We start from the raw sequence: 15739 nt of genomic DNA, 5'->3' as shown, positions 1-15739 counted from the left end.
CCGGCAGCACAGGTTTTTTGGCAGCATCGCAGGTACACACACATAACTTTATTTTATATTTAACCGCAGTTTTCAATCTCCAGTTCTCCTACCAATATGAGGCCTGGCGCTTGGAAACCGCATCTGATAGGAGCACATCATGGAGTTCGATATGGTCGATAACACAGCTATAGGTACCGTCATCAAGGTCGTCGGCGTCGGCGGTGCGGGTGGCAATGCAGTCCAACACATGATCAACAAAGGCATGTCGGGTGTGGAGTTCATTGCCGCCAACACCGACGCACAGGCCCTGTCGACATCGAAGGCGCACAACATCATCCAGATCGGCGATACCGGTCTGGGCGCCGGCATGAAGCCTGCCGTCGGCCGCCAGCTGGCCGAAGAATCGCGCGCGCGCATCGCCGATGCGCTGCGCGGCGCGCACATGGTTTTCATCGCTGCCGGCATGGGCGGCGGCACGGGCACGGGCGCCGCTCCTATCGTCGCCGAAGTGGCCAAGGAACTGGGCGCGCTGACGGTGGCCGTGGTATCGAAGCCATTCTCGTACGAAGGCCAGAAGTGCATGGACATCGCCGACGAAGGCCTGGAGCAGCTGTCCCTGCACGTCGATTCGCTGATCATCATCCTCAATGAAAAACTGGAAGAGATCTACGAAGACGAAAGCATGCTGGAATGGATGCAGCACGCCGATGATGTGCTCAATAACGCGGTGGCCGGCATTGCCGAGATCATCAACGTGCCGGGTCATATCAATGTCGACTTCAACGACGTGAAAACCATCATGGGCGAGCAGGGCAAGGCCATGATGGGCACGGCGACCGCTTCCGGCGTTGACCGCGCGCGCATCGCCGCCGAACAGGCTGTCGCTTCGCCGCTGTTGGATGGCATCGACCTGTCCGGCGCGCGCGGCGTGCTGGTCAACGTCACGGCCAGCCGTGGCTTGAAGGGTAAAGAGATCAAGGAAGTCATGGCTGCCGTGCGCGCCTTTGCCGCACCGGACGCGTCCATCGCCCAAGGTATCGCCTACGACGACGCCATGGGCGACGATATCCGCGTTACCGTGGTGGCCACTGGCCTGGGCCGCGCGAAGAAGAACATCCAGCTGGTACCGCAGCAAGTGCTGCGCACCGGCACCCACAACAGCCCGCTGACCCCGTCAGCGGCGATGGGCGGCGCGCAGGCAGCGACGACCACCGTGGGTGTGGCCACGCCGGCTGCCGGTTTCGACGGCATGAAGGCGCCGGCAGTATGGCGTCGCGAATCGGCTTCCGAGCAAGTGCGCGCGATGGAAAAGAATGGCATGGAGACGTATGACATTCCAGCCTTCCTGCGTAAACAAGCGGATTAAGATGAGCTAAGGTGATCTGATGTCAGCAAAGATGACGGCGGCCTGAGGGCCGCCGTTTTTTTTTGCCGGGTTTTGACTTTTGCGTTTGCCTTTCCGGCCACTTTCTGCGCAAATACGGCAAGTCAGGCATACTATCGCGCAGTGTCGGCATCATGCCGGCAGAACCAGATCCCGGGCGCTGTCCGCTCCACGGAACGGGCGGCGTCCATAACCGACAGTACACAAGGAGTCAACATGACCATCAAGATCGGCGACACCCTGCCAGAAGGCACCCTGGCCGAATTCATCGAAAGCGAAACCGAAGGTTGCGCACTGGGCCCGAACACGTTCAACGTACAAGACCTGGTCAAGGGCAAGAAGATCGCCATCTTCGGCCTGCCCGGCGCCTACACCCCAACCTGCTCCGCACAGCACGTGCCAGGCTACGTGCAGCACGCTGCCGACCTGAAAGCTGCGGGCGTCGATGAAATCTGGTGCATCTCCGTCAACGACGCGTTCGTGATGGGCGCCTGGGGCCGTGATCAGAAAGCCACCGGCGTCGTGCGCATGATGGCTGACGGCAATGCCGCCTACAGCAAGGCCCTGGGCCTGGATGCTGATTTCTCCAAGCACGGCATGGGTACGCGCTCGCAGCGCTACTCGATGCTGGTCGACAATGGCGTCGTGACGCAATTGAACATCGAGCAGGGCGGCAAGTTTGAAGTATCGAATGCCGAGACGCTGCTGGGCCAACTGGCTTAAGTTATATGGGGTCAGACCCGGCGGGTCTGACCCCTTCAAAAAACGGCGCCATCGGCGCCGTTTTTTTATTGCACCTGAGGTTTCGTCGCCTCGAACATGGCCGCATCGATACTGAACGAATAATCGTCCTGCAGCGCAAAATATCGCCGCGCTTCATCGGGCGTGCCATCGAACAGATTACGGATGGCCGCTACGCGTTCGGCGGGAGTGCGCATGCGCGCCACCCACTCGTCAAACTGCATGCTCAGTTTCCACACACTGCGCAAGCTGTGCGTGAATCCTGCATGGTCGAACTTGGCGCCCCATTCGCACGTACGGTAGTCGCGTACGTGCGAGGCGTCGCGCAGCATTTCCACCGCCTGCAGGGTGCTGTCGTAGAGGGCCGTCTTGGGCGCCACGATGTCGACCACTAATAAGGTGCCGTTGGGACGCAGCACGCGCCAGGCTTCCGCCAGTGCGCCTGCCACGTCGTTCCAGTGGTGGGCGGAAAAGCGCGTGACGACCATGTCGAAGCTGGCGTCGGCAAACGGCAGGCGGGCCACATCGCCCACTTGCGTGCAGATGTTGTGCAAGCCGCGCTGCGCCTTGGCGTAGTCCACCACGTCGAGCATCGGCTGCGCCAGGTCGTAGGCGACGACTGACTTGGCCACGGGAGCGACGGCGAAGCTGGCGTGGCCGGCGCCGCAGCCCAGGTCCAGGACGACTGGCTTGCCATGGCGGCGCGCACATTCCTGCATCAGCACCAGGTCGGCGCCTTGCGCGTGCACCGCGCTGCTCAGGTAGGCGTTGGCCGTCTTGCCAAACTGTTCGGTGACAACATCGTGCTGCTGCATGGTTTTCTCCTGTTGATGGGTGAGTTCCTGCAGAATAGGGATAAAATTATCCTGTAACAAGACCATAACTTATACTGGTATATCCACTACCATGCATCCCTGCCATGTCGAACAAACTCGCTGAATTCATCCGCGCCCGGCGCGAAGCCGTCACCCCCGCCATGGCTGGCTTGCCCGGTGGCGGGCGGCGGCGCACGCCGGGCTTGCGGCGCGAAGAGCTGGCGCAGCTGTGCAATGTCAGCCCTACCTGGCTGACCTGGCTGGAGCAGGGGCGGCCCGTGTCGGCGTCGGCCAAGATGCTGGCCCGCCTGGCGCAGGTGCTGCAGCTGAGCGCGGCAGAGCGCGCCTATCTGTTCGAAGTGGCTGACAAGCATGACCCCAGCCACGGTACAGGCGAAGGCGAGGGGCCAGCCGCCGCCGAGCTGGCCGCCATCGTCGCCGCCATCGACGCGCCCGCGTACATACTGGACCGGGAATGGAACGCCGTGGCGTGGAACGGGGCGGCGTCCGCTCTGTTCACGGGCTGGCTGCATGGCGAAGCTGCCGCACCGAACCAGCTGCGCTTCATGTTCCTGGCCCCTGGAGCGCGTGAGCTGATCGTCGGCTGGCCCGAGCGGGCGCAGCGCCTGGTGGCGGAGTTCCGTGCCGATATCGGCCGACAGGCGGACCAGGCGCCGCTGGCCGGCCTGATCGGCGAACTGACTGAGGCCAGCCTTGAATTTCGCCAGTGGTGGGGCGCGCAGCAGGTGCAGGGCCGCGATGGCGGCTTGCGCCGCTTCCAGCATCCGCAGCAGGGCTTGCTCGGCTATCACCAGGTAACCCTGCACCTGGCGCGCCAGCATGAATTGAAACTGGTGATGTTGTTGCCTGTGTCATAAGGGAAAACAGCCGGGCTTGCTATAATCTGGCCGACCGCCTGGCCCTGCCTTTCCAAACCATGCTGTCCTGGCTCCGGCCGTCGCCATGATGACGGTCCCGCTCTTTCGCCAGGAGTCTGTCCTGCTACCCCGCAACCAAAACCTGCGCAGCATCTATGTGATGCTGGTCGCCGTCGCCATGTTTTCTTTGATGGACACGGCCATGAAGCTGCTGTCCGCCCATTATCCGCCGATGCAGGTGACGGCCTTGCGTGCCCTGTCGTCCCTGCCGCTCGTGTGCCTGTACCTGCTGTACCGTGGCGCCTTCAAGAACTTGCTGAAGGTGCGCTGGCCGCTGCACTTGCTGCGCGGCGCGCTGGGCGTGCTGATGATTACGCTGTTCGCCTACGGCTTGAAGCGCATGTCGCTGGCCGAGACGTATGCGTTGTTCTTCGTCGCGCCCTTGCTGATTACGGTCTTGTCGGTGTTTATCCTGAAGGAAAAAGTTGACTTCGCGCGCTGGTGCGCCATCGCCGTGGGGTTGCTGGGCGTGCTGGTGGCGCTGCGTCCCGACGGTTCGGGTTTCTTTTCGCTGGCCGGACTGGCCGTGCTGGGTTCTGCCGCCTGTTACGCCATTTCAGCCGTCACGGGGCGCATCCTGAGCCGCACGGACGCCAGCGAAAGCATGGTCTTCTGGCTGATGGTGATGATGGCCATCGGTGGCGTGGCCCTGTCGGCGCATGAATGGGTGAGCATCCGGCGCGAAGACTGGTGGCTGCTGGCTGGCCTGTCACTGAGCGGTTTCCTGGGCCAGCTGGCCATTACGGAGGCATTTCGCTTTGGCAAGGCGTCCAGCGTGGCGCCGTTCGAATACTCGGCCCTGGCCTGGGGCATGGCCCTGGACTGGATGCTGTGGCGCGCCTTGCCCGACGAATACACCCTGATCGGCGCGGCCATCATCATCGGCAGCGGCATTTACCTCGTGCGCAGGGAGGCTGTCCATGCCGAGAGCGAGCATCCATAAGTAACGGTTGTGGTATTTCTGGCGTGAGCCATGCCGCGCCGCAACGAAAATCCGGCAAATAGATATAATCGACAGATGTTAAAACAACGCACTATCAAACAACAGGTCCGCACCATCGGTGTCGGTTTGCACTCTGGCACCAAGGTCGAGCTGATCTTGCGCCCTGCCGCCATCGACACGGGCATCGTGTTTCGCCGCATCGACCTCGATCCCATCGTGGAGTTCCCCGCCAGCGCCATGGCTGTGGGCGATACGCGCATGGCTTCCGTGCTGATCAAGGATGGCGCCAGGGTGTCCACCGTGGAACACCTGATGTCGGCTGCGGCCGGCCTGGGCGTCGACAATATGGTCATCGACGTGAATGCAGAAGAAATTCCCATCATGGATGGTTCCGCCTCGTCCTTCGTCTATCTGCTGCAGCAGGCTGGCGTGGAAGAGCAGCAGGCGCCGAAGAAATTCATCAAGGTCATCAAGCCGGTGGAAGTGCGTCACGGCAAGGGCGATGCGGAGAAATGGGCGCGCTTGTCGCCGTACGACGGCTTCAAGCTCGATTTCTTTATCGAATTCAATCATCCGGCCGTCGATGGCACGATGCAGCGCGCCTCCGTCGACTTTGGCGACGTGTCGTACGTGCACGACGTGGCGCGCGCGCGCACCTTTGGCTTCATGCAGGACGTGGAAAGCTTGCGCGGCATGGGCCTGGCCCGTGGCGGTTCGCTGGAAAACGCCATCGTCATGGATGAATACCGTATCTTGAATGCCGATGGCTTGCGCTATGAAGACGAGTTCGTGCGCCACAAGATCCTCGACGCCATCGGCGACCTGTATCTGGTGGGCCACCCCTTGCTGGCGTATTACACGGCGCACAAGTCGGGCCACGCACTGAACAACCAGCTGCTGCTGGCGCTGCTGGAGCAGCCGGAAGCGTATGAAATTGTCTCGTTCGATACCAACGAGGCGGCGCCGCAATCCTACCTGCGCCAGATGGAGCGCGAGTGGTCGTTGACCTGATCTGAGCGACACCTCATTAAACCTACTGCGCGTCGGTATAGGCGGCCTGCGATGCTCACCGTACCTTCGTACGGTTGCGCTACTTAGCCACCTCTCCCTTCCGCTCGCTACGGTTTTCTGAGGTGTCAAAATGTTGCCGGGCAGTCTTAATCTTTAGGTTCGCGGTGGTGGCGGACCATGTTGCGCAGCGCCGCGATCAACTGCTCGTTCTGTTTCGACGCGGGCAGGGCCGTGCTCAGTTCTTCCAGGGCCGACATGGCCTTTTCCGGCAAGACCAGCGCGCGTGTATGCACGATGGGCGCGATGCTCTTGATCACTTGCACTTTCAGCTTGATGCCTGAAATCTGCCAGCCTTTCCTTTCCAGTTCCCCTTGCAGTTTCGGCAATTGCTGTTTGAGCTTGGCCGCCAGCGCCGCATTCGGCGTCGCCAGCACCAGTTGGCCGCCTTCGAATTGCAGGATGTCGCAATGCTCGAACATCGCCGGCAATGCCTTGGCGCAATCTTTTTGCAGGGCGGCCAGGCGCGTGACGGTGGGCATCAGGGAGGCCATCGTCGCGTTGCCACGCAGAAAATCGGTTGCGCCCGTGACGGCCGGGCCCGAACGGGCAAAGCCGTAGCCGCGGCGTTCTGCCTTCGAGTAAGTGGGAGTTCGCATGGCCGAAACATAGCACACTCGCCCGCGCATGACGAGTGCGGCGACAGGTACGGAGCAAGCTGGTTGGTCGTATTGCTTTACAGTATGGAAAATGTCCGCAATTTCTGCCATTTGTTTGTCATTAAGCTATTGTTATATGGTGCATTAGCCCAACCTTGGCGGGACGCATGATAAAATCATCGTCTTTTGCCATAGTCGAACTCCGTGCGGTCACGCGATTGTTACCTCGTTGTTACCTACCGAGCTTTTTTTAACGGCGTTTTTTCAAGAATTCAAGCATGTCATTACTGACCCAGATTTTCGGTAGCCGCAACCAGCGGCTGCTCAAGCAATACCAAAAAACGGTACGCGAGATCAATGCGCTCGAGCCGGCCATCGAAAAGCTGTCGGATGCCGAGCTGCAAGCGAAGACGCCTGCCTTCAAGGAACGCATCGCCGCTGGCGAATCGCTTGATGCCTTGTTGCCGGAAGCATTTGCCGTCTGCCGAGAGGCCAGCAAGCGCGTCCTGCGCATGCGCCACTTCGATGTGCAGATGATCGGCGGCATGGTCTTGCACTTTGGCAAGATTGCGGAGATGGGCACGGGCGAGGGCAAGACCCTGATGGCAACCTTGCCGGCCTACCTGAATGCCTTGTCGGGCAAGGGCGTGCATATCGTTACCGTCAATGATTACCTGGCGCAGCGCGATGCCGAGACCATGGGCCGCCTGTATGCATGGCTGGGCCTGTCGACAGGCGTGAACATGTCGCAGATGGAGCACAGCGCCAAGCAGCAGGCGTACAACTCCGACATCACGTATGGCACGAATAATGAATTCGGTTTCGACTTCTTGCGCGACAACATGGTCTATGAAGCGCGCGAAAGAGTGCAGCGCAGCCTGAACTTCGGCATCGTCGATGAAGTCGACTCGATCCTGATCGATGAAGCGCGTACGCCTTTGATCATTTCGGGCCAGGCCGAGAACCACACGGACCTGTATTACAAGATCAATGAAGTGCCTGCGCTGTTGACTTTGCAGATCGGCGAAGAAACGCCCGATGGCAAAGGCAAGGTTGACGTGCCGGGCGACTACACCAAGGATGAAAAGGCGCACCAGGTGCTGCTGACGGAAGCGGGCCATGAAAAGGCCGAGCGCATCCTGATGGAAATGGGCCTGCTGCCGGAAGGCGCCTCGCTGTACGATTCGGCCAACATCACCCTCGTGCACCACCTGTACGCGGCCCTGCGCGCACACGCGCTGTACTTCAAGGATCAGCACTACGTGGTGCAGAACAGTGAAGTCGTCATCGTCGATGAATTCACGGGTCGTCTGATGACGGGCCGCCGCTGGTCCGATGGCTTGCACCAGGCCGTCGAAGCGAAAGAAGGCGTCAAGATCCAGAACGAGAACCAGACCCTGGCCTCGATCACCTTCCAGAACTACTTCCGCATGTACGCCAAGCTGGCCGGCATGACCGGTACGGCAGATACCGAAGCGTACGAGTTCCAGGAAATCTACGGCCTGGAAACGGTCGTGATCCCGCAGAACCGTCCGCTGCAGCGCAAGGACCGCCAGGATCAGGTCTACAAATCGTCGGCGGAAAAATACAACGCGATGTTGAACGACATCCGTGACTGCTACGAGCGCGGCCAGCCCGTGCTGGTGGGTACGACCTCGATCGAGAACTCGGAACTGCTGTCGGGCATCCTGACCAAGGCCGGTTTGCCGCACAACGTGCTGAACGCAAAACAGCATGCCCGCGAAGCGGAAATCATCGCTCAGGCAGGCCGTCCGAAAGCCATCACCATCGCCACCAACATGGCCGGTCGCGGTACGGACATCGTGCTGGGCGGCAACGTCGAGAACCAGATCAAGTTCATCGAAGCCAATCCTGAACTGAACGATGCCAACAAGGTCGCCCAGTCGCAGACCCTGCGCGATGAATGGCAATCGCTGCATGACCATGTGGTCAATGCTGGCGGCTTGCACATCATCGGCACCGAACGCCATGAATCGCGCCGCGTCGACAATCAGCTGCGTGGCCGTGCCGGTCGCCAGGGCGATCCGGGTTCGTCGCGCTTCTACCTGTCGCTCGACGACGCGCTGCTGCGCATCTTCGCCGGCGACCGCGTGCGCGCCGTGATGGACCGCCTGAAAATGCCGGAAGGCGAACCGATCGAGGCAGGCATTGTCTCGCGTTCGATCGAATCGGCCCAGCGCAAGGTTGAAGCGCGCAACTTCGACATCCGCAAGCAATTGCTGGAATACGATGACGTCGCCAATGACCAGCGCAAGGTGATTTACCAGCAGCGTAACGAGCTGCTGGAAACGACCGACATTTCGGAAATGATCGGCTCGCTGCGCCACGGCGTGTTCACCGACCTGGTGCACGAGTACGTGCCGCACGAATCGGTGGAAGAGCAGTGGGATATCAAGGGCCTGGAAAACACCCTGTCCAGCGAGTGGCAGCTCGACTTGCCGCTGCGTTCCATGCTGGAAGCCGATTCGAGCCTGACGGACGAAGAGATCCTGGAAAAAGTGCTGGTCGCAGCCGATGCCGTGTACCAGTCGAAGATCGATATCGTCGGCAAGGAATCGTTTGGCGGCTTCGAGCGCAATGTCATGTTGCAAAGCGTGGACAGCCACTGGCGCGAACATCTGGCGGCGCTCGATCACCTGCGCCAGGGTATTCATCTGCGCGGTTATGCGCAGAAGAACCCGAAACAGGAATACAAGCGCGAAGCGTTTGAACTGTTTGGCCAGATGCTCGACATGATCAAGAACGACGTCACGAAGCACGTGATGACGGTGCGTATCCAGTCGCGCGAAGAAGTCGATGCGGCCGAACAGGCGCTGCAGCAGTCGCATGTGGAAAACGTGCACTACCAGCACGCCGAATTCGACCCGAACGCGGCGCCGGAAGAACTGCTGGCGCCTACGGCTGGCGGCAACACGGACAACGTTGACGACATGAGCGTGAGCATGGGCGTCAAAGTGGGCCGCAACGACCCATGTCCTTGCGGCAGCGGCAAGAAGTACAAAGCCTGTCATGGAAAATTGGCGTAAAGCCGGTTTGGCAGCTTGAACAAGAACGGAGACCGCGGTCTCCGTTTTTTTATGCCGTTTCAATTTACGGGCGTGCATGTTCAACGGCGCCGCGAAGGCGCTACAATAGCGCTTCCATTTTCCCTCGCAGAAGAACTCCTATGGCCGTCAATTCTCCCAAGCCCGTCGCCGCCGACTTGAAAGCCGTCGCCGGCATTGAAATCGGTGTTGCCGAAGCCGGCATCAAAAAACCCAACCGCAAGGATTTGCTGGTATTGAAACTGGCACCGACGGCCACCGTGGCTGGCGTGTTCACCCTGAACCGCTTCTGCGCTGCGCCCGTGCAAATCTCGAAAGCCAACCTGGCCGCCGTGACGGCTGGCGCCGCGCCGATCCGCGCGCTGCTGGTCAACACGGGCAACGCGAATGCGGGCACGGGCGAATCGGGCCTGGCCGATGCGCAGGCCAGCTGCGCGGCGCTGGCCGAGCTGCTGGGCTGTGCGCCGCAGCAAATTCTGCCGTTTTCCACCGGCGTGATCCTCGAACCCCTGCCCGTGCAGCGCCTGGTCGCCGGCTTGCCGCAAGCCGTGGCCGCGCTGACGTCGGACAACTGGTTCTCGGCCGCCGAAGCCATCATGACCACTGACACGCAGCCAAAAGCGGGTTCGCGCACGGTCACCATCGGTGGCCACACGGTCACCTTGACGGGCATCAGCAAGGGCGCCGGCATGATCAAGCCGAACATGGCCACCATGCTGGGCTTTTTGGCGTTTGACGCCACCGTGGCCCAGCCCGTGCTCGACCAGCTGGTGAAGCAGGCGGCCGACAAATCGTTCAACTGCATCACCATCGACGGCGACACGTCCACCAATGACTCGTTCATGCTGGTCGCCACGGGCGCCGGCAGCCTGGTCATCGATTCGATCGATTCGCCACACTATGCGGAACTGGCCGCTGCCGTCACCGAATTGTCGACCTTCCTGGCGCAAGCCATCGTGCGCGACGGCGAAGGCGCCACCAAGTTCATGACCGTGACCGTGGAAGACGGCCGCAACGTGGAAGAATGCCGCAAGATCGCCTATTCCATCGCCCATTCGCCATTGGTGAAAACGGCCTTCTTCGCCTCCGACCCGAACCTGGGCCGCATCCTGGCCGCCATCGGCTACGCGGGCGTGGACGACCTGGACGTGGGCCAGTTGAACCTGTACCTTGACGACGTGTGGGTGGCCAAGAATGGCGGCCGCAACCCGGACTACCAGGAACAGGATGGCCAGCGCGTGATGCAGCAAAGCGAAATCACCATTCGCGTGAAGCTGGCTCGCGGCGAAGCCAAGGCGACCCTGTGGACATGCGACCTGTCGCATGACTACGTGTCGATCAACGCCGACTATCGCTCATGACCAGTCTCGATCTATTCCTGATCCGTGCCGAAGCCTTGCTGGCGAGGGTGGAAGCGATCTTGCCGCAGCCGATGCCCGCGCCGGACTGGAGCAGCTTTGCCTTCCGCTGGCGCCGGCGGCAGGGCGCAGCAGCGTATCTGCAGGCCGTGGCCCACGTGTCGTCCATCGCTTTGGACGACTTGCACAATATCGGCCCGCAAAAAGCGCAAATTGAACAGAACACGCGCCAGTTCGTTGCCAGCCGCCCGGCCAACAACGTGCTGCTGACGGGTGCGCGGGGTACGGGCAAGTCTTCCTTGATCAAGGCGTGCCTGAACCAGTTCGCTGGCCAGGGCCTGCGCCTGATCGAGGTGGACAAGGCCGACCTGGCCGACTTGCCCGACATCGTCGACCTGGTGGCGGCGCGTCCTGAGCGCTTCATCATCTTTTGCGACGACCTGTCGTTCGAAGAGGGCGAAAGTGGCTACAAGGCGCTGAAAGTGGCGCTCGACGGCAGCATCGCCGCACAATCGGACAATGTGCTGATCTACGCCACGTCGAATCGCCGTCACCTGATGCCGGAACGCATGTCGGACAACACCAGCTACAAGACGGACGACGATGGCGATTTGCATCCGGGCGAGACGGTGGAAGAGAAAATCTCGCTGTCCGAGCGCTTCGGTCTGTGGCTGTCGTTCTACCCGTTCAAGCAGGACGACTATCTCGATATCGCAGCGCACTGGCTGGCCTCGTTTGGCTGCACGCCGGAACAGATCGCGCAAGCGCGCGGCGACGCCCTGCGCTGGGCCTTGCAGCGCGGTTCGCGCTCGGGGCGAGTGGCCTGGCAATTCGCGCGCGATTACGCGGGAAAGCTGCCGCAATGAGCGAAGTGAGCTTGAAGGATAAAGTCCAGCCTGTTGATGTGGCCGTTGGCATCCTGATGAAGCCGAATGGCGATGTGCTGCTGGGCCAGCGCCCGGCAGGCAAGCCGTATGACGGCTATTGGGAATTTCCTGGCGGCAAAGTCGAGCCGGGCGAGGCCATCCTCGATGCCTTGAAACGCGAGTTTGTCGAAGAGTTGGGGCTGTATATCGACAGTGCAGAGGCCTGGTGCGGCATAGAATATGTGTATCCTCACGCCCATGTGCGCCTGCATTTCTATATCAGCCGCGATTGGCGGGGCGAGCCGCAAAGCCTGGAAGGGCAGGCGTTCGCCTGGCAGGGCACAGTCGGTGTGGAGCCCTTGCTGCCGGCCACCATTCCCCTGCTGGAATGGCTCGATGAGGTGCGCCGGGAATCCCTGGCGCCTGCTTAGTACACCTATCAAAACCTGCTGCGCGTCGGTATAGGCGGCCTGCGATGCTCACCGGCTCGGCGCCCCCGTACCTTCATACGGTTGCGCTTCTTGGCCACTTCTCACTTCCGCTAGCTACGGTTTTGTTAGGGGTTGTCAATGTCTACTTGTGCCAGCGGGCAGCGCCATGCTGCGCGCTGGCGCAAACTTTCCCCTTGCTTTCCTTGTATCGTGCGCGCTTTGCGCTACAGTACTTGCATCAAGCACCGGGGAGTTTCGCATGCCGCTGACACTGACCTTTACCGATACCGATGAATTGCTGATCGCCGCGTTGCACAAGCGTGCCCGTGCGCATGGGCGCAGCATCGAAGATGAGCACCGCGACATCTTGCGCAGCGCCTTGCGGCCCCTGCCGAAGCGCCCGCTCGACGATATTTTGCGCAGCATGCCCGACGTGGGACCCGACACGGATTTCGAACGCCGCTCCTGAGCCGCCATGCCCGCCTACCTGATCGATACGGATGTGATCATCGCGGCGCGCAAGGGCGGCGCTGCGCCGGCAGGCGTGGTCACTTTTTTCGAAAGGGTGCCGCCTGAAGCGCGCTATGTGCCGGTGCAGGTGATTGCGCAATTGCGCGCAGGCATACAGCGCAGCTGGCGGCGCGAAGCGGCGCTGGAGGCACTGGCACTGGAAGGCTGGCTGCAAGCCGTGCTGGCAGAGTACGCGCCGCGGCTGCTGGAATTCGACCTCGATTGCGCGCTTGTGTGCTCGCGCGTGCATGGTCGCGGCCACGCGCACGGCGTGGATGGACAGATTGCTGCGATGGGTATTGCCTATGGCTTGACGGTGCTTAGTGGCAGGCTCGACGGTTTCAGGGCGAAGGGTTTGCGCCTGGAAAATCCGTTCCGCTGAGAATTACTGCGGTTTGTTGTCTTCGTCAGCCAGCGGATCTTCGAATGGATCGGCGGCGGGGATCGTGTATTTTTCTTCGGCCCAGGCGCCCAGGTCGATCTGCTTGCAGCGCTCCGAGCAGAAGGGGCGGAATTTGTTGGCCTCAGTCCATTCGACTTTGGCGGCACAGGTAGGGCAGTTTACGACGGTCATGGTAATAACAGTTAAAAATTACAGAGCGTGAGCTCGAACGGGATATCTTCTTCCAGCGGCTTGGGCTTCAGGTCGCCGCCCTGGGTGGTGAAGCGTACCCACAGCATATATTTGTTGGCGGAAATTTCCGGGATGGCGCCGCTGTTTTCATCCAGGCTCAAGCGCAGCATCTGATACACCTTGCCTTGCAGCATCTGCTGGTAGCTGCCGCCATTGGCGATCAGTTTAACGGGTCCGCCGGAATCGCGCAGCAGGCGCAATACCAGGGCCAGTGCATCGAACAGCGGTGCCAGCGGGGCAAACCAGGCGTGGATGTCGGTCAGGCGTTGCTCGGAACTGCGTTTTTGCCAGGCAAAGTAGGACGGCAAGTCAAATTCGCAGGCGCCGCCCGGGATGATGGTACGGCCGCGGATGCTCATCAGCCATTCATTGTCGCGGATATTCTGGCCCGTCTTGCCTTGCGCCGCCACCAGGGCGCCGCTGACACTGTCGAGTTCACCAAGGATGGCGTCCAGGGTTTCCGGCTCCACATTCGGATTGCTGCGGTAGCCCAGCAGGCTCTGGCGCTGGCGCTCGAGTTCCTGCAACAGGTCGGACTTCAGGTCGGCGCGGCCGGCCACTTCGAGCATGTCGAAAATAGTTGCCAAGGCAACATGATGCTGCATTGCGTGCTCTTGCTGGATGAAGAACTTGAATTTGTCGTACAGGTCTTCCAGCCGCAACAAGGTACGTATGCGTTCGTTGAAAGGGTATTCGTAGACAATCAAAATAATTCCCTTAAGTAAGGACCTGCAAACAATCCCGTGATTTTGAACCAAGCGTCGACAAATTACAAACGTTGCGGCCCGATTCCGGCCATTCTTTTTGAAAATGCCAGATATAAATCGTGCAACTGGGCAATCTGCGGCTCCAGGGCGGCCAAATCGCCGTTATTGTCGATCACATCGTCCGCCGCCGCCAGGCGCATGGCGCGCGTGGCTTGCGTCGCCATGATGGCGTTGACTTGTTCTTCCGATAAACCATTGCGCGCCATCACGCGCGACACTTGCAGGCTTTCCAGGCAATCGATGACCAGCACGCGGTTGACACGCTCCACCCATCCGCCGGACTCGACGAGCAAGGGCACGGCAAAGATCACATAGCTGCCCGTCGCTGCGGCGGCGGCCGCCAGGGTGGCCTGGCGGATGCGCGGATGCAGGATGGCTTCCAGTCTTGCCTTGGCGGCGGCGTCGGAAAACACGAGCTTGCGCATCCTGGTACGGTCGAGGGCCCCGCGCGCATCGGCGTAGTCGGGACCAAATTCCGCCACCAGGGCTGGCATGGCCGCGCCATTGGGCGCCGTCAGGCTGTGCGCGATCAGGTCGGTGTCAACAATGGTGGCGCCGCGCGCGGCGAACAGGTCGGCCACCGTGCTCTTGCCGCAACCGATGCCGCCGGTGAGTCCCACGCTGAAATAAGGGGCGTCTTGTCGTTGCATGTGTTTATCCATAGGGTGTGCAGCGCCGTGCGGGTCAGCTGGTCAGCCCGAGCGTGAGGCGCGATAGGGGCGTGCCGTACAGCAGCGCAATCAGGCCTGCCGCCGCCAGGTAGGGGCCGAATGGAATCGGTTTGTCGCGTCCCCGCTTGGCAAACACGATCAGGCCGATGCCAACCACGGCACCGACCAGCGACGACAATAATATGATCGTCGGCAGCATGGTCCAGCCGAGCCACGCACCGAGCGCCGCCAGCAATTTGAAGTCACCATAGCCCATTCCCTCCTTGCCTGTCGCCAGCTTGAAGGCCCAATAGACGGCCCACAGGGTCAGATAGCCGGCGGCGGCGCCGATGACGGCATCCTGCAGGGGCACGAAGGTGCCATTGATATTGACCAGCAGACCCGCCCACAGCAAGGGAAAGGTCAGGTCGTCCGGCAGCATTTGCGTGTCGGCATCGATGAAGGTCATGGCGATCAGCAGCCAGGCAAACACGAGGGTGGCCAGGCCCGTCCAGCCGCTGCCGAAGTGCCAGATCAAGATGGCCGACAGTGCAGCCGTCAGCAGTTCCACCAGCGGATAGCGCACGGAGATGGGCGCCTGGCAGGCGCTGCACTTGCCGCGCAGCAGCAGGTAGCTGATGACGGGGATATTTTCCATGGCGGTGATGCGGTGGCCGCAAGCGGTGCAGTTCGAATGCGGTAGCATCAGGTTGTAGCGGTCCGTATGCGGCAAGGGCAAGCCGCTTTCTTCCGCCACGTAATTATCGGATTCACGCTGCATCATTTTTGGCACGCGGTGGATCACCACATTCAGGAAGCTGCCGACGATCAGGCCGAACAGGGCGGCGACAAGGGCGACGGGCAGGGTGCCGGGCGCAGCGAACAGCAGGGTATCTTGCAGCATGGTGGATTTGTCTGAGGTGAAGATCGTTGCCGCGCAAACATTGCCTGGCATTGCCGTAGTGTAAAACATCTGCCAGCACGTGGG

The 15739-nt window shown here is 61.0% G+C and carries 17 protein-coding genes; 11 read left to right on the top strand and 6 right to left on the bottom strand.

Translation table 11 applies throughout. From position 1 onward, the window contains the following. Positions 1–139: 139 nt before the first annotated feature. Both ftsZ and ACQ4WZ_RS24615 read left to right on the top strand, forming a co-directional pair. A complete protein-coding gene (ftsZ, locus tag ACQ4WZ_RS24620) occupies positions 140–1348 on the top strand; it encodes a cell division protein FtsZ (protein WP_101483933.1) in 1209 nt (402 codons plus the stop codon). A gap of 234 nt (positions 1349–1582) precedes the next feature. Beyond that, positions 1583–2089: a peroxiredoxin gene (locus ACQ4WZ_RS24615; RefSeq protein WP_101483934.1), complete on the top strand. Its 507-nt coding sequence runs from the start codon at positions 1583–1585 to the stop codon at positions 2087–2089. A 65-nt stretch (positions 2090–2154) separates the two neighbouring features. On the opposite strand, the gene ACQ4WZ_RS24610 is transcribed toward ACQ4WZ_RS24615, so the two are convergent. Next, a complete protein-coding gene (locus ACQ4WZ_RS24610) occupies positions 2155–2922 on the bottom strand; it encodes a class I SAM-dependent methyltransferase (protein ID WP_436574731.1) in 768 nt (255 codons plus the stop codon). A gap of 104 nt (positions 2923–3026) precedes the next feature. Between ACQ4WZ_RS24610 and ACQ4WZ_RS24605 the strand changes: the two genes are divergently transcribed. The 3 genes from ACQ4WZ_RS24605 to lpxC all read left to right on the top strand — a co-directional run bounded on the left by ACQ4WZ_RS24605 (position 3027) and on the right by lpxC (position 5814). Further along, complete coding sequence (locus ACQ4WZ_RS24605) at positions 3027–3800, top strand: helix-turn-helix transcriptional regulator (RefSeq protein WP_101483936.1); 774 nt, start codon at positions 3027–3029, stop codon at positions 3798–3800. Between the two features lie 160 nt (positions 3801–3960). Continuing rightward, positions 3961–4803, top strand: coding sequence for a DMT family transporter (locus ACQ4WZ_RS24600; protein ID WP_101484870.1), 843 nt, complete (start codon positions 3961–3963; stop codon positions 4801–4803). A gap of 75 nt (positions 4804–4878) precedes the next feature. Beyond that, on the top strand, positions 4879–5814 hold the full coding sequence (gene lpxC / locus ACQ4WZ_RS24595) for a UDP-3-O-acyl-N-acetylglucosamine deacetylase (RefSeq protein WP_101483937.1): 936 nt from the start codon (positions 4879–4881) through the stop codon (positions 5812–5814). Positions 5815–5960: 146 nt separating this feature from the next. Here lpxC and ACQ4WZ_RS24590 read toward each other — a convergent pair whose 3' ends face one another. Next, positions 5961–6470, bottom strand: a complete 510-nt coding sequence (locus ACQ4WZ_RS24590) for a DciA family protein (protein WP_101483938.1) — start codon at positions 6468–6470, stop codon at positions 5961–5963. A 278-nt stretch (positions 6471–6748) separates the two neighbouring features. On the opposite strand from ACQ4WZ_RS24590, the gene secA reads away from it, so the two are divergent. The 6 genes from secA (at position 6749) to ACQ4WZ_RS24560 (ending at position 13082) form a co-directional block, all read left to right on the top strand. Next, positions 6749–9517, top strand: coding sequence for a preprotein translocase subunit SecA (gene secA / locus ACQ4WZ_RS24585; protein WP_436574730.1), 2769 nt, complete (start codon positions 6749–6751; stop codon positions 9515–9517). A 140-nt stretch (positions 9518–9657) separates the two neighbouring features. Continuing rightward, a complete protein-coding gene (argJ, locus tag ACQ4WZ_RS24580; protein ID WP_101483940.1) occupies positions 9658–10896 on the top strand; it encodes a bifunctional glutamate N-acetyltransferase/amino-acid acetyltransferase ArgJ in 1239 nt (412 codons plus the stop codon). Continuing rightward, the gene (locus ACQ4WZ_RS24575; protein WP_101483941.1) at positions 10893–11759 is read left to right on the top strand and encodes an ATP-binding protein; all 867 of its coding nucleotides are present in this window, start codon (positions 10893–10895) and stop codon (positions 11757–11759) included. The genes argJ and ACQ4WZ_RS24575 overlap by 4 nt, the downstream gene beginning before the upstream one ends. Then, positions 11756–12190, top strand: coding sequence for an NUDIX domain-containing protein (locus ACQ4WZ_RS24570; RefSeq protein WP_101483942.1), 435 nt, complete (start codon positions 11756–11758; stop codon positions 12188–12190). Before ACQ4WZ_RS24575 ends, ACQ4WZ_RS24570 begins: the two co-directional genes overlap by 4 nt. Positions 12191–12449: 259 nt before the next feature. Continuing rightward, positions 12450–12659 (top strand): FitA-like ribbon-helix-helix domain-containing protein, encoded by a 210-nt coding sequence (locus tag ACQ4WZ_RS24565; protein WP_101483943.1) that lies wholly within the window; start codon positions 12450–12452, stop codon positions 12657–12659. A gap of 6 nt (positions 12660–12665) precedes the next feature. Then, a complete protein-coding gene (locus ACQ4WZ_RS24560; RefSeq protein WP_436574729.1) occupies positions 12666–13082 on the top strand; it encodes a PIN domain-containing protein in 417 nt (138 codons plus the stop codon). Between the two features lie 3 nt (positions 13083–13085). On the opposite strand, the gene yacG is transcribed toward ACQ4WZ_RS24560, so the two are convergent. The 4 genes from yacG to ACQ4WZ_RS24540 form a co-directional block, all read right to left on the bottom strand. Then, positions 13086–13274: a DNA gyrase inhibitor YacG gene (gene yacG, locus ACQ4WZ_RS24555; RefSeq protein ID WP_101483945.1), complete on the bottom strand. Its 189-nt coding sequence runs from the start codon at positions 13272–13274 to the stop codon at positions 13086–13088. A gap of 11 nt (positions 13275–13285) precedes the next feature. Then, positions 13286–14041: a cell division protein ZapD gene (gene zapD / locus ACQ4WZ_RS24550; RefSeq protein ID WP_133988606.1), complete on the bottom strand. Its 756-nt coding sequence runs from the start codon at positions 14039–14041 to the stop codon at positions 13286–13288. Between the two features lie 62 nt (positions 14042–14103). Then, complete coding sequence (gene coaE / locus ACQ4WZ_RS24545) at positions 14104–14751, bottom strand: dephospho-CoA kinase (protein ID WP_101483946.1); 648 nt, start codon at positions 14749–14751, stop codon at positions 14104–14106. Positions 14752–14785: 34 nt separating this feature from the next. Beyond that, complete coding sequence (locus tag ACQ4WZ_RS24540) at positions 14786–15655, bottom strand: prepilin peptidase (RefSeq protein ID WP_133988604.1); 870 nt, start codon at positions 15653–15655, stop codon at positions 14786–14788. Positions 15656–15739 lie beyond the last annotated feature (84 nt).

It is taken from the genome of Janthinobacterium darwini, from assembly GCF_051380905.1.
Lineage (GTDB): Bacteria > Pseudomonadota > Gammaproteobacteria > Burkholderiales > Burkholderiaceae_D > Janthinobacterium.
The sequence above is the reverse complement of the archived record's forward strand: the minus strand, read 5'-3'. Positions and strand labels throughout refer to the sequence as shown.

What these genes read in the sequence shown, in the direction of transcription:
- ftsZ (WP_101483933.1), top strand. Translation starts at nt 140, where the DNA reads ATGGAGTTCGATATGGTCGATAACACAGCTATAGGTACCGTCATCAAG.
- ACQ4WZ_RS24615 (WP_101483934.1), top strand. Translation starts at nt 1,583, where the DNA reads ATGACCATCAAGATCGGCGACACCCTGCCAGAAGGCACCCTGGCCGAA.
- ACQ4WZ_RS24610 (WP_436574731.1), bottom strand. Translation starts at nt 2,922, where the DNA reads ATGCAGCAGCACGATGTTGTCACCGAACAGTTTGGCAAGACGGCCAAC.
- ACQ4WZ_RS24605 (WP_101483936.1), top strand. Translation starts at nt 3,027, where the DNA reads ATGTCGAACAAACTCGCTGAATTCATCCGCGCCCGGCGCGAAGCCGTC.
- ACQ4WZ_RS24600 (WP_101484870.1), top strand. Translation starts at nt 3,961, where the DNA reads ATGCTGGTCGCCGTCGCCATGTTTTCTTTGATGGACACGGCCATGAAG.
- lpxC (WP_101483937.1), top strand. Translation starts at nt 4,879, where the DNA reads ATGTTAAAACAACGCACTATCAAACAACAGGTCCGCACCATCGGTGTC.
- ACQ4WZ_RS24590 (WP_101483938.1), bottom strand. Translation starts at nt 6,470, where the DNA reads ATGCGAACTCCCACTTACTCGAAGGCAGAACGCCGCGGCTACGGCTTT.
- secA (WP_436574730.1), top strand. Translation starts at nt 6,749, where the DNA reads ATGTCATTACTGACCCAGATTTTCGGTAGCCGCAACCAGCGGCTGCTC.
- argJ (WP_101483940.1), top strand. Translation starts at nt 9,658, where the DNA reads ATGGCCGTCAATTCTCCCAAGCCCGTCGCCGCCGACTTGAAAGCCGTC.
- ACQ4WZ_RS24575 (WP_101483941.1), top strand. Translation starts at nt 10,893, where the DNA reads ATGACCAGTCTCGATCTATTCCTGATCCGTGCCGAAGCCTTGCTGGCG.
- ACQ4WZ_RS24570 (WP_101483942.1), top strand. Translation starts at nt 11,756, where the DNA reads ATGAGCGAAGTGAGCTTGAAGGATAAAGTCCAGCCTGTTGATGTGGCC.
- ACQ4WZ_RS24565 (WP_101483943.1), top strand. Translation starts at nt 12,450, where the DNA reads ATGCCGCTGACACTGACCTTTACCGATACCGATGAATTGCTGATCGCC.
- ACQ4WZ_RS24560 (WP_436574729.1), top strand. Translation starts at nt 12,666, where the DNA reads ATGCCCGCCTACCTGATCGATACGGATGTGATCATCGCGGCGCGCAAG.
- yacG (WP_101483945.1), bottom strand. Translation starts at nt 13,274, where the DNA reads ATGACCGTCGTAAACTGCCCTACCTGTGCCGCCAAAGTCGAATGGACT.
- coaE (WP_101483946.1), bottom strand. Translation starts at nt 14,751, where the DNA reads ATGCAACGACAAGACGCCCCTTATTTCAGCGTGGGACTCACCGGCGGC.
- ACQ4WZ_RS24540 (WP_133988604.1), bottom strand. Translation starts at nt 15,655, where the DNA reads ATGCTGCAAGATACCCTGCTGTTCGCTGCGCCCGGCACCCTGCCCGTC.